A 12376-nucleotide genomic window follows, 5' to 3' on the forward strand; every position below is an offset into this window, starting at 1 on the left:
CCCGCCGGGCACGGCGGCGGGCGGCCCCGCGGGCCGGAGGCGCGCTCCGGTCCCCGATCACCACCGGCCACTCCGCCCACCTCACCGGGTTCGCTCCTGTCAGCGGCCGGTGGACCCGAACCCGCCGGCGCCTCGCGCCGATCCCGGCAACCGGTCCACCTCGTGGAACACCGCCTTCTCCACCTTCTGGATCACCAGTTGCGCGACGCGGTCTCCCCTGCGCAGCCGTACGGCGTTCTTGGCGTCGGTGTTGATCAGCGTCACCCTGATCTCGCCCCGGTATCCCGCGTCGACGGTGCCGGGCGCGTTGACGAGCGTCACGCCGTGCCTGGAGGCCAGGCCCGAGCGCGGGTGGACGAACGCGGCGTACCCGTCGGGCAGGGCGATCGCCAGCCCGGTGCCGACCACGGCCCGCTCTCCGGGGAGGAGCTCGACGTCCTCGGCGGCGTGAAGATCGGCGCCCGCGTCGCCCGGGTGGGCGTACGAGGGCGGCGGCAGGTCGGCGTCGAGCCGGTGGATCAACACCTCGACGGTGTGGGTCACGGGTTCACCTCGTACTCGTGGTGCTCGTCGGCGATCGTCTGGATGTCGCCGTGCTTGGCGAAATGTTCCATGGCCACCTCGATGAAGAGCGCCGCGGCCCGCACGGCGACCGGGCCGTCCGGGGAACCGATCCGGCCCTCAGCCTCAAGGTACGCCTTCCGGCCGGACATGCCGTTGCACCAGGCGCGAAGATGCAGGACGGTGCCGACCGGAACCGGCGCGAGATAGTCGGTCTCCAGCCGGCCGGTGACGTAGGGGCGCTGGAAGAGCCACACGGACATGCCGATGACCTCGTCCATCGCCGCGGCGAGCACGCCGCCGTGCGCCAGGCCGGGCGCGCCCTGGTGGGTCTCCTCCACGGTGAACTCGGCGACCACCGTGACCCCGTCAGGGGTGAGGGCGGTCAGGTGCAGGCCGTTCGGGTGCCCGGCGCCGCAGCCGAAGCAGCGGCTGTAGTGGGGGCCGAGCGGGGTGCCGGGAGCGGGCGCGCCGGGAAGCGGCCTCGGGCGGGTCGCGTCCGGCGGGGGGGTGGTCAGGGCGGAACGGGTCACGGGGCAGAACGTTACCCCCTGGGCTGCGGTGATTCCTCATTCACCGGTTTTCCCGCCGCACCCGACGGTGCCGGGCCGCCGGGATCACCCGGATCACCGGAATCGGGGCCACCGGAATCGGGGCCACCGGGATCGGGGCCACCGGGATCGGGGCCACCGGGATCGGGATGTGGCGGGGCCGGTGGCAGCGCCAGATGGGAACCGCCCATGAGCTCGGGCAGCGCCCGGTAGATCACGGCGGCCACCGGCACCGCCACGGCGGCCCCGGCGATGCCCGCCAGGATGCCGCCCACCGCCAGCACCAGGATGATCGCCAACGGGTGGAAGTGGAGCACCCTGCCGACGATCAGCGGCTGGAGCACGTGGTTCTCCAGCTGCTGCTCCACGAGCAGGATGCCGAGGAAGATCAGGGCGTAGATCGGGCCCTTGGCGCCGAGGGTGACCAGGGTGGCCACGGCACCGGCGAAGAAGATGCCGACGATGGGGATGAAACTGGCCAGAAAGATCATCACCGCGAGCGGCGCCCAGAGCGGCACGCCCATCCCCGCGAGCACGATACCCATGATCACGCCGTGCACGGCGGCCACCGCGACCGTGCCCTGCACGTAGTGCGAGAGCGTCACCCAGGCGGCCCGGCCGGCCATGTCGACGCGGGGCGCGACGTCACCGAAGCCCTTCAGGAACCACGACCAGATCCGGTCGCCGTCCTTGAGCAGGAAGAACGTCACGAACAGCAGCAGCACGATGGAGGCCAGCACCTCCAGCGCCACCGTGGCGCCGGTGAGGACCGTCTGGGTGATCTGGTTGCGCTGGGTGGTGATCTGCTTGCCGATCTCGTCGACCCAGCTGGTGATCTGGGTCGGCTGCAGGTGCAGTGGCCCGGTGTAGAGCCAGTTCTCCACGGTCTTGGCCGTCTGGCGCACCTGGTCGACGAGGCCGGGGAACTCGTCGTTGGCGCGCACCCCGATGATCCAGCCGGTGCCGCCGAGCACGGTGAGCGCGATGATCATCGTGAGCCAGGTCGCGTAGATGGGCCGCATGCCCATCGCGCCGAACCGCCTGGTGAGCGGGAACAGCAGCGCGGTCAGCAGGAGCGCGATGGCCACCGGCAGCACCACGATGCGCAACGTCGCGATGAACTGCGCGAAGTAGAAGACCGCCCAGCCGATGATGATCAGGCAGAGGCTCCACATCGCGATGCGCAGCAACGTGCGAGGCACCAGGCTGGTCAGGCGTTCCCGATCGGAGATCACGTATTCCAGACTGTCACGCCGGGAAGGGAAATGCGCGAGGGTTTCGAAGCGCGCCCACGGATGGGCCCGGGGGATTCCAGCCGGCCCGGACCTGCGGCTATACGCGGGCCTGCGCCGCTGTTGCCCGGCGGCCGGCCGCGCGACGCCCGTCGGGAACGCGCCCACCGGCGAAGGCGGCCGCCCGGACGACCGGGGTGAGCGCCCGCCCGGTCAAGGGCGGGCGCTCACCCGGCCGAGGTCAGCGCTCATCCGGCGGGCGGGAGATCACCCTGTCTTCGAGGTAGCAGCTGCAGTTGCCACATCCTGGCGGCATGCCTGTCCTCCTCTCACCTGTCCTGCCTCGACCGTACGGCAGGATTCCCCGACGGGGAGGACAGATTCACGTGCGCGCCCGCCGGTCAGGTGAGGGTGACCTCCACCAGCAGGTCCCCCTCGCCCTCCTGGAGCACGAACTCGTCGATGACGCCCGCGCCGCACAGGTCGTCCTGCGCCCGGCGCACGAGGTCGACCCGCGCGCCGGTGACGGTCAGCCGGGCGACCTCCGCGCGCATGGAGAGGCGGGCGTCGGACTTGGCCTTGCGGACCCGGCCGAGGACGGCGGCCACCGCGGGCAGCAGCTCGGGATCGCCTGCCCTCCCGCGCGCCTGGGGCCAGGCGGCCCGGTGCACCGAGCCCTCACGCCACCAGGACCACACCTCCTCGGTGACGAAGGGCAGGAACGGGGCGAACAGCCGGAGCATGACGTCGAGCGCCTCGCGCAACGCCGCGTGCGCCGAACGCGCCGCCGCGCTCGCGTCCCTCGCGCCGCCCTCGCCGGGGGCGTCGTCGTAGGCCCTGGCCTTGACCAGCTCCAGGTAGTCGTCGCAGAACTCCCAGAAGAACCGCTCGGTGCGCTCCAGCGCGCGGGTGTAGTCGTAGCCCTCGAAGGCCTCGGTGGCCTCGTGGACCACCTCCGACAGCCGGGCCAGCATCGACAGGTCGATCGGCTCGGTGACCTCCCCGCCTCCCTCGCCCAGGCCCAGGACGAACCTGGAGGCGTTCAGGATCTTGATGGCCAGCCGGCGGCCGACCTTGATCTGACCGGTGTCGAACGCCGTGTCGGTGCCCGGACGGCCGCCGGCCGCCCAGTAGCGGACCGCGTCGGAGCCGTACTGCTCCAGCAGGCCGAGCGGGGTGACCACGTTGCCCCGGGACTTGGACATCTTCTTGCGGTCGGGGTCGAGGATCCACCCGGAGATCGCGACGTGGCTCCAGGGCAGGGTGCCCTGCTCCAGGTGGGCGCGGACCACGGTGGAGAACAGCCAGGTCCGGATGATCTCGTGGGCCTGCGGGCGCAGGTCCATCGGGAAGACCCGCTCGAACAGGTCCCGGTCGCGCTCCCAGCCTCCGGCGATCTGCGGCGTCAGCGAGGAGGTGGCCCAGGTGTCCATGACGTCCGGGTCCGCGATGAAACCGCCCGCCTTGCCACGCTGGTCCTCGGTGTAGCCGGGCGGGACGTCGGTGGACGGGTCGATCGGCAGCGCGGACTCGGGCGGCGCGATCGGCGCGGAACGGTCGGGCTCGCCCTCGTCGTCCAGGGGGTACCACACCGGGATGGGCACCCCGAAGAACCGCTGCCGGGAGATCAGCCAGTCGCCCGCCAGCCCCTGCACCCAGCTGTCGTAGCGGACCCGCATGTGCGGCGGGTGCCAGGACAGCTCCGCGCCGCGCGTCAGGAGCGCGTCGCGCAGGGCGAGGTCGCGCCCGCCGTTGCGGATGTACCACTGGCGGGTGGTGACGATCTCCAGGGGCCGGTCGCCCTTCTCGTAGAACTTCACCGCGCGCCTCACGGCGCGCGGCTCGCCCTCCATGTCGCCCGACGCGCGCAGCAGCTCCACGATCCGCTCGCGGGCGCCGTGCACGGTCCTGCCCGCCAGCTCCGCGTACGGCTCCCGCGGCACACCCTCGGGCGCGTCCGGCAGCAGCCTGCCGTCCCAGCCGATGACGGCGCGGGTGGGCAGGTCGAGCTCGCGCCACCAGACGACGTCGGTGACGTCGCCGAAGGTGCAGATCATCGCGATGCCCGTGCCCTTGTCCGGCTCGGCCAGGTGGTGGGCGAGGACCGGCACCTCGACGCCGAACAGCGGCGTCCTGACCGTGGTGCCGAACAGGGGCCGGTAGCGTTCGTCGTCCGGGTGGGCGACGAGCGCGACGCAGGCGGGCAGCAGCTCGGGGCGGGTCGTCTCGATCCAGACCCGGTCGCCGAACCCCCTGGCCCGCTGCTCCTCCGACAGGCCGAAGCCCAGCCGGTGGAAGGCTCCGGGCCACTCGCGGTCCTCCAGCTCGGCCTGGGCGACGGCGGTGCGGAAGGTGACGTCCCACAGCGTGGGCGCCTGGGCCACGTACGCCTCCCCCCTGGCCAGGTTGCGCAGGAAGGCGCGCTGGGAGGCGGTGCGGGCGGCGTCGCCGATGGTGGCGTACGTCAGCGACCAGTCGACCGACAGGCCCAGGCGGCGCCAGAGCTCCTCGAACACCTTCTCGTCCTCGACGGTGAGCCGCTCGCACAGCTCGATGAAGTTTCCGCGCGAGATCGGGATCTGCCGCTTGGGGTCGGGTCTGGCCGGGGGCTCGAACGAGGGGTCGTAGGCGATGGAGGGGTCGCAGCGCACGCCGAAGTGGTTCTGCACCCGGCGCTCGGTGGGCAGGCCGTTGTCGTCCCAGCCCATGGGGTAGAAGACCTCGCGCCCGCGCATGCGCTGGAAGCGGGCGATGGTGTCGGTGTGGGTGTAGGAGAAGACGTGGCCGACGTGGAGGGAGCCGGAGACGGTCGGCGGCGGGGTGTCGATCGAGTAGATCTCCCCGCGCGTGCGCGACCTGTCGAAACGGTAGGTTCCCTCGGTCTCCCAGCGGCCCGCCCATACGGTTTCCAGGCCATCGAGAGTCGGTTTCTCGGGCATGGGCGCAGAGCGCGGTCGCTGTTGTGTCATGCCTCCCTATGGTATGGCTTCACGCGATGCGGCGCTCGGGGAGACTAGTGTTCTTGGGGCGAACCGCAAACGGGAGGACCACATGGCCGACAAGACCGAGAAGCAGGACATGGCGTGGAGGGCCATCGGCGGCCTCCTGGGCCTCGCCACCGCGTGGGGGGCGAAGAAGGCCATCGGGTTCGCCTGGGAGAAGGCCACCGGCAGGAAGCCGCCCGTCGACAACGAGTCCCTGGAGATCAGCCTCGGCGAGGCGATCGGCTACGCCGTGGTGATGGGGGTCGGCATGCAGGTGACGCAGATCGTGGTCGCCCGCACCGCCAGGAAGCGCTACGACGCGTGGAAGGCCGTGAAGGACGCGGCCAGGGACGTCACCACCTGACGGCGACCACACCGCGGGGGCCGTGCCCCCCGCGGCGACGCCGCGTCACCCGGTGTCACCCGGTGTCTCCCGGTGTCTCCCGGTGTTCCCGGTGTTCCCGGCGAGAGGTCAGGAGGGTTCCGGGGTCTCCGATGACTCCAGGGCCTCCGGGGACAGCTGGGAACCCGTGGACGCCGTGGACCCCGAGGACTCCAGCGAGGTGAGGAACTCCTGCGCCCAGCGATCCACGTCGTAGGTGGAGACCCTCCGGCGCAGTGACCGCATCCGGCGTGACAGGTCGTGCGGGGTGGCCCGCATCGCGGTCAGCATCGCCCGCTTGAGGCCGTCGACGTCGTAGGGGTTGACCATGAACGCCTGGCGCAGCTCGTCGGCCGCCCCGGCGAACTCGCTGAGCACCAAGGCGCCGCGCAGGTCGTTGCGGCAGGCGATGTACTCCTTGGCGACCAGGTTCATCCCGTCGCGCAGCGGCGTCACCACCATCACGTCCGCCGCGAGGTAGAGCGCGGCGAGCTCGTCCCGGCCGTACGACTGGTGCATGTACTGCACGGGCTGCTGCCCGAGCTCCCCCTGCTCGCCGTTGATCCGGCCGACCTGGAGCTCGATCGAGTCGCGCAGCCGCATGTACTCCTCGACGCGTTCCCTGCTCGGGGTGGCGATCTGTACGAACGCCGCCTCACCCGGCTTGATCGCCCCCTCGGAGAGCAGCTCGCCGAACGCCTTCAGGCGCTGGCCGATGCCCTTGGTGTAGTCGAGCCTGTCGACGCCGAGCAGCAGGCACTCGGGGTCGCCCAGCTCCGCGCGGATCTCCCTGGCCCTGGCGATGATGTGCGGCTCCCTGACCAGGGAGTCGAGCTCGCCGAAGTCCACGGAGATGGGGAACGCCCCGGCACGCACCACCCGGTCCTCCACGTAGATCTCGTGCTTGTGGTGCTGGAGACCGAGCAGGCGGCGGCAGAGCCGGATGAAGTTGGAAGCGCCACCGGGGCGCTGGAACCCCACCATGTCCGCGCCGAGCAGGCCCTCGACGATCTCGCGCCGCCACGGCAGCTGGGAGAACAGTTCGACCGGCGGGAAGGGAATGTGCAGGAAGAAGCCGATGCGCAGATCGGGGCGGAGCTTGCGCAGCATGGCCGGGACCAGCTGGAGCTGGTAGTCCTGGATCCACACGACGGCGTTCTCCGCGGCCTCCGCGGCCGCGGCCTCGGCGAAGCGCTCGTTGACGGTGCGGTAGGCCTCCCAGGTGACCCGCGAGTAGACGGGGGCGGCGACCACGTCGTGGTACAGCGGCCAGAGGGTGGCGTTGGAGAAGCCCTCGTAGTAGAGCTCGACCTCGGATTCGGACAGCGGGACGGGGACGAGCTGCATGCCGTCGTGTTCGAAGGGTTCGAGGTTCTCGTCGGGGGCGCCGTGCCAGCCGACCCAGGCCCCCTCCCTGCGCTGCAGGACGGGGGCGATCGCGGTGACGAGGCCGCCGGGACTGCGCCGCCACATGTCCTCACCGACTCGGTCGACGGGGAGACGGTTGGCGACGATCACAAATGCGCTGCGGCCCAGCACAGATTCCTCCAGGTAGTCGGGGGCTTACTGAATTAACTACCCGTTTGAGAGGTTTCTATGACTTCCCAGGCGGGAGGGCACGATGGACCCTCAGATCGGCCCGTACGACCTCACCGAGCTTCTTCGTGGCGGCGCGGTTGAGGAACCCTCCGGCCACGGCGCCCGTGAGGAACGGGCCGAAGGTGGTGAGGTGCCGCCCGAGGGTGCGCATCAGCCTGTTGCGCAGGGCGGTCTTGGCCGCGGTGCCCAGGGCGACGGTCATCGTCCCGGGTGCCATGGGGTCGACACCGCGCTGCTTGGACCAGGCCATCGCGAAGGCCATGGCCCGCTGGGAGCCGGTGCCCGGCACCTGGATCCCGTACACCTCGTGGAGTTCGGCGATGAGCTTCACCTCGATCGCGGCCACGACGAGGGTCTCGGCCACGAGCTGGGCGGGGGCGGAGAGCAGGAGGGGAGGAGCGGCGAACTCGGCGGCGGCGACGGCCCCGCCGATGGCCCCGACCGCCATGGTCGCCTTGGTCGCGGTGCGTACCAGGTCGTCGGCGAGCGCCTCGGAGGTGAGACCGTGATGATGCTCGGAAAGGGTGTGCAGGTCGCGGATGGGGATGCGGGGCGCCACGGCCATGAACACGTCGGTCAGCCAGCGGCCCCGGCCCTCTCCCGACTCCTTGGCCCTCTTCGCCCCTCGCGCCAGTGATTTCGTGAGACGGCCGAGCAGCCGCCGCCGCTCGGCCCCGTCCATGTCGCCCGGCTCGGCGAGCCTGCCGACGAGCTCGGCCACCTCCTGGTCGGACCGGCCGCCCGCGGCCGCCTCCCGCTCGGATTCGCCGTCCGCGGCCCCCCTGTGATCGGGACCGTCGTCCACGGGCACTTTCCGGACGGACCCGCCGGCCGCGGCCCCCTCGTGATCGGAACCACCGTCCGCGGCCACTTTGTGATCAGGCGCGCCGTCCGACTCCCCGGCCGTGGAGTCGTCCGGCGCGGCACCGGTCCGCCTGTTCTCTGACGTCATGTCTCGGAACCTCCTCAAGGCTGTCCTGAGGCCCTACCCATACCTGGAAGAGCACACCTCGGACAGGCCATCGGAATCATCTCAAGCCGCGCATTCCCGGCAGATCTGCTGGCCGTTCTTCTCAACGGCGAGTTGACTGCGGTGGTGCACCAGGAAGCAGCGCGCGCAGGTGAACTCGTCGGCCTGACGAGGAATCACCCGGAGCGAGAGCTCCTCATTTGACAGGTCCGCGCCCGGCAGTTCGAGCGACTCGGCGAGATCCGTCTCGTCGATGTCGATGCTGCCCGAGGACTTGTCGGTACGGCGGGCCTGCAGTTCCTGAAGACTGTCCTCGCTGAGGTCGTCGTCGGTCTTGCGTGGGCTGTCGTAATCGGTAGCCATCGGTCTGCTCCATCCCCCTCATCTATCTGTCTGCGCTCACTCGCGCGTGTGTAACGTTCGAGAGGCACGACTTGTGCCCGATCCGCCAGAGAGATTCCTGCTTCGGTACCCCGCCGGAATGGTCACTGAACCTCCCTACACGTGAGGGACGTACTGCCAATGGCCACGGTTAGCCAAATATGGCGTAAACCACAGCATCGGCGGCATGCACCACCGTGTTCGACGGCACATCCAACCACATGTACGGCGTGAACGAGACGCCCCCCGCCGGATCAACGTGACTGAAGTCGCACGGTGACCACCAGACCTCCTCCGTCCCTGGGTATGGCGGTCACGTTGCCCCCGTGGGCGCGCACGACCGCGCGGACGATGGACAGCCCGAGCCCCGCCCCCTTGTCCGAGTCGACCCGGTCGGCGTTGAGCCGCCGGAACGGCTCGAAAAGGCTGTTCACCTCGTACGCGGGCACATGCGGCCCCGTGTTGGCCACCTGAACAACCAAGGCACCCTCCACCATTCCCGTCCTGACCCACAGACGTCCGGAATCGGAAAGATTGTGCTTTATCGCGTTCTCCACCAGGTTGGCCACACACCGCTCGAGCAGCACCGGATCGCCGACGGTCTCGGCGTTGCGGAGCTCGGGAACCACGGTGACCCCGGCCTCCTCGGCCCGCGTGGCGAGCTGGTCGACGACGGTCTCGGCCACGTCCTTCATGTCCACCGGCTTGCGCACGCTCAGCTCGCGCTCGCTGCGGGCCAGCAGCAACAGGCCCTCGATCAGGCGCTCGTTGCGGGCGTTGACCTCCAGGAGCGTGCGGCCCAGCGCCTTCAGGTCACCCGACGCCTCCGGATCACCCAGGGCGATCTCCAGGACCGTCCGGTTGATCGTCAGGGGGGTACGGAGCTCGTGCGAGGCGTTGGCCACGAATCTTCGTTGTGTGTCGAAAGCCACATTGAGCCTGGTCAGCATCGCGTCGAAGGTGTCGGCCAGTTCCTTCAGCTCGTCGTCGGGCCCCTTGAGGTCGATCCGCTCGTGGGCGAGCGTGGAGCCCGACAGCTTGCGGGCCGTGGCGGTCATCTGCTGGATGGGCTTGAGCGCCCGGTCGGCGACGATGTAGCCGATGATGACGGCCAGGATGCCGACTCCCAGCAGGGCGAGCAGCGAGCGGGCCAGCATCTCCCGCTGCGCCCCGGTGATCGCGACGTGCTGCTGCCAGTACCACTCCTGCTTGAAGTTGGCCGCTATGTCCGGCCCCACGACCTGCCTCAGCTCGTCGTACGGGAAGGGCGGCCACGCCCCGTAGAGCGCCCAGCCCACCATCAGGTAGATCACGGCCATCAGCAGGGCACCGGCCGTGAAGAACAGCACGGCGTAGGTGAGGGTCAGCCGCCACCTGATGCTGAGCCGGTCCACGATCGCCCGCAGCCGGTCCAGCGGGGTCCGCGCGGCCGGGGCGGCGTCCACCGGGGGCGGCCCGTCCCACATGGGCGCGCCGGTCGGCGGCGGGGGCCGCTCGGCCGCTCTCCCCTCCCTCTCGGCGGGCCCGGACTCCAGCCGCTCGCTCTTCCAGGCGCCCCGCTCGGAGTGGGGGCTGATCATCGGGTGGGTCGGCACCGTCTCGCGGTTCTCGCCCACCGGGACGAACGTCGGGCGTTCGTCTCCCCCGTCTGCCGGAGTGCTCACAACTTGTACCCGACCCCGGGCACCGTCTCGATCACCTGAGGCTCGCCCAGTTTCTTCCTCAGCGTCATCATGGTGACGCGCACCACGTTGGTGAACGGGTCGATGTTCTCGTCCCACGCCTTGTCCAGCAGGTCCTCCTGGCTGACGACCGCGCCCTCGGCGCGCATCAGCTCCTCCAGGACCGCGAACTCCTTCTTGGTGAGCGCGATCTCCGTGTCGTCCCTGGTCACCAGCCGCTTGCCCGGGTCCAGGCGGACCCCCGACCGCTCCAGCACCGGCGGCAGCGCCGGGGCGGAACGGCGGCCCAGCGCCCGCACCCGCGCGACCAGCTCGATGAACACGAAGGGCTTGGCCAGGTAGTCGTCGGCACCCAGCCCCAGCCCCTCGACCTTGTCGTCGACGTCGCCGGAGGCGGTCAGCATGAGGATCCTGGACGCGGTGCGGGAGGCCACGAGGCGGCGGCAGACCTCATCGCCGTGGACCTTGGGCAGGTCCCTGTCCAGGACGATGACGTCGTAGTCGATGTACCCCGTCCGCTCCAGCGCCCCGGCGCCGTCGTAGGCCACGTCCACGGCCATCGCCTCGCGCCGGAGCCCGGTCGCGATCGCGTCGGCGAGCACCCGCTCATCCTCCACCACAAGCACTCGCACGGCTTATGGCACCTCCCGTCACATTCCCTGAGCAACCGCCGGCCCGGCTCCCCATTCTCCCCTCACCACCTGTAAGCACACGGTAAGGCCCTCACAGGAGCGGGCACTCCGTGTGATGTCGGAAACACACAGGTTTAGCTCGTGGTTCACCCTGGGTACAGCCGGTTCCAGTCTCTATCGCGGTACCTTCCGTCCCCATGAGCCCGTGAGAAAGAAGGTGAGATGGGCGAGTTCACCACCACAATCGAACACCGCCTCGACCAGGCACGCAGGAATCTGCAGGAGGCCAGGACCTCCGGCGACGACTACCTCGCCGACACCTTCACCGCCGAGATCGAGGATCTCCACCGTCTGGCCACAGACAACGGCGTCCCCATCCAGCGCTGATGGGAAGGAGCCCCCCGGCCCACCGGCCGGGGGGCTTTTTCGTGCCCTTCTCCCCTCGCCCCCATCGACCGGGAGCCCCGTCGACCGGGAGCCGGGAGCCCTCACGGGCCGGAGCCGGGGACCGCCGGCGCTCCCTCCCAGGGGTCAGGCGTCGCGTTCCGGGTCGAGCGGGAGCAACAGGTCGTGCAGTTCCTCGAACAGGCCGGGTGCCGCGCACAGGGTGAAACCGGGGCCGGCCGGCCTGCCCTCCAGCCCGCCGACCCTGGCCCCCGCCTCGGCGGCGATGAGACCGCCGGCCCCGTAGTCCCAGTACTGGGGGCCGCGCTCGTAGTAGCCGTCCACCCGCCCCGCCGCCACCGCGCACAGGTCGGAGGCGGCCGAGCCGCCCCTGCGGATGTCGCGCACCCTGGGCAGCACGTGGCGGAGCACCTCCGCCTGCACCTCGCGCCGCCCGCTCTCGTAGCCGAACCCGGTGGCGATCAGTGCCCGCTCCAGCGGTACGCCGGTGTTGCAGCTCAGCCGCTCCCCCGCCAGCCACGCGCCCCCGCCCCTGACGGCGGTGAACACCTCGCCGCGGGGCACGACGTTGACCACTCCCGCGATCACCTCGCCGTCCACCTCGACCGCGATGCTGACCGCCCACTCCGGTACCCCGTACAGGAAGTTGACCGTCCCGTCGATCGGGTCGACGACCCAGCGGACCCTGCCCTCGCCGGTGGGACCGCCCTCCTCGCCGAGGATCGCGTCGTCGGGCCTGACCGCCTTGATCCTGTCTCGGATGAGCTCCTCCGAGGCCCGGTCGAGGGCGGTCACCACGTCGGTCGGGCTGGACTTGGTGGCCAGCACCTCGGGACGGGGCGGCCGCTTGGCCAGCAGCATCTCGCCGGCCTCCCTGGCGATCTCCTCCGCCAGCCGGCCGAAGGTCACGGCGCTGTCCACGATCCGCTCCTCACTCGTTCCAACGGGTCCACGATGGCACCCGCCGCCCCCATATGCCCAGCCGGGGGTACGGCAT

General features: G+C 70.5%; 12 protein-coding genes. 2 read left to right on the forward strand and 10 right to left on the reverse strand.

Features of this window, described 5'->3' with window-relative positions; translation table 11 throughout:
• Window positions 1–99: 99 nt before the first annotated feature.
• The 4 genes from dut to valS all read right to left on the reverse strand — a co-directional run bounded on the left by dut (window position 100) and on the right by valS (window position 5313).
• Window positions 100–543 carry a dUTP diphosphatase gene (gene dut, locus ACVCAG_RS20190; RefSeq protein ID WP_440084844.1) on the reverse strand — a complete coding sequence of 148 codons (444 nt, stop codon included), beginning with the start codon at window positions 541–543 and terminating at the stop codon, window positions 100–102.
• Complete coding sequence (locus ACVCAG_RS20195; RefSeq protein ID WP_440064331.1) at window positions 540–1094, reverse strand: hotdog domain-containing protein; 555 nt, start codon at window positions 1092–1094, stop codon at window positions 540–542. Before ACVCAG_RS20195 ends, dut begins: the two co-directional genes overlap by 4 nt.
• An 11-nt stretch (window positions 1095–1105) precedes the next feature.
• Window positions 1106–2347: an AI-2E family transporter gene (locus tag ACVCAG_RS20200; protein ID WP_440084845.1), complete on the reverse strand. Its 1242-nt coding sequence runs from the start codon at window positions 2345–2347 to the stop codon at window positions 1106–1108.
• 398 nt (window positions 2348–2745) lie between these two features.
• The gene (valS, locus tag ACVCAG_RS20205; protein WP_440084846.1) at window positions 2746–5313 is read right to left on the reverse strand and encodes a valine--tRNA ligase; all 2568 of its coding nucleotides are present in this window, start codon (window positions 5311–5313) and stop codon (window positions 2746–2748) included.
• 82 nt (window positions 5314–5395) lie between these two features.
• Between valS and ACVCAG_RS20210 the strand changes: the two genes are divergently transcribed.
• Window positions 5396–5692, forward strand: a complete 297-nt coding sequence (locus ACVCAG_RS20210; RefSeq protein WP_362681287.1) for a DUF4235 domain-containing protein — start codon at window positions 5396–5398, stop codon at window positions 5690–5692.
• A 108-nt stretch (window positions 5693–5800) separates the two neighbouring features.
• On the opposite strand, the gene ACVCAG_RS20215 is transcribed toward ACVCAG_RS20210, so the two are convergent.
• The 5 genes from ACVCAG_RS20215 to ACVCAG_RS20235 all read right to left on the reverse strand — a co-directional run bounded on the left by ACVCAG_RS20215 (window position 5801) and on the right by ACVCAG_RS20235 (window position 10974).
• Entirely contained in the window at window positions 5801–7249 is a 1449-nt protein-coding gene (locus ACVCAG_RS20215) for a trehalose-6-phosphate synthase (protein ID WP_440084847.1), read from the reverse strand.
• 55 nt (window positions 7250–7304) lie between these two features.
• Window positions 7305–8261: a hypothetical protein gene (locus tag ACVCAG_RS20220; protein ID WP_440084848.1), complete on the reverse strand. Its 957-nt coding sequence runs from the start codon at window positions 8259–8261 to the stop codon at window positions 7305–7307.
• An 81-nt stretch (window positions 8262–8342) separates the two neighbouring features.
• Window positions 8343–8642, reverse strand: coding sequence for a DUF4193 domain-containing protein (locus ACVCAG_RS20225; RefSeq protein WP_030914836.1), 300 nt, complete (start codon window positions 8640–8642; stop codon window positions 8343–8345).
• 272 nt (window positions 8643–8914) lie between these two features.
• A complete protein-coding gene (locus ACVCAG_RS20230; protein WP_440084862.1) occupies window positions 8915–10240 on the reverse strand; it encodes an ATP-binding protein in 1326 nt (441 codons plus the stop codon).
• Window positions 10241–10320: 80 nt separating this feature from the next.
• Window positions 10321–10974 carry a response regulator gene (locus ACVCAG_RS20235; protein WP_440084849.1) on the reverse strand — a complete coding sequence of 218 codons (654 nt, stop codon included), beginning with the start codon at window positions 10972–10974 and terminating at the stop codon, window positions 10321–10323.
• A 222-nt stretch (window positions 10975–11196) separates the two neighbouring features.
• Between ACVCAG_RS20235 and ACVCAG_RS20240 the strand changes: the two genes are divergently transcribed.
• Window positions 11197–11361, forward strand: a complete 165-nt coding sequence (locus tag ACVCAG_RS20240) for a hypothetical protein (protein WP_362681299.1) — start codon at window positions 11197–11199, stop codon at window positions 11359–11361.
• A gap of 144 nt (window positions 11362–11505) precedes the next feature.
• Here the strand turns inward: ACVCAG_RS20240 and ACVCAG_RS20245 are convergent, their stop codons facing one another.
• The gene (locus tag ACVCAG_RS20245) at window positions 11506–12240 is read right to left on the reverse strand and encodes an inositol monophosphatase family protein (protein ID WP_440084863.1); all 735 of its coding nucleotides are present in this window, start codon (window positions 12238–12240) and stop codon (window positions 11506–11508) included.
• Window positions 12241–12376: the final 136 nt, after the last annotated feature.

This window comes from Streptosporangium sp. G12, from assembly GCF_052983175.1.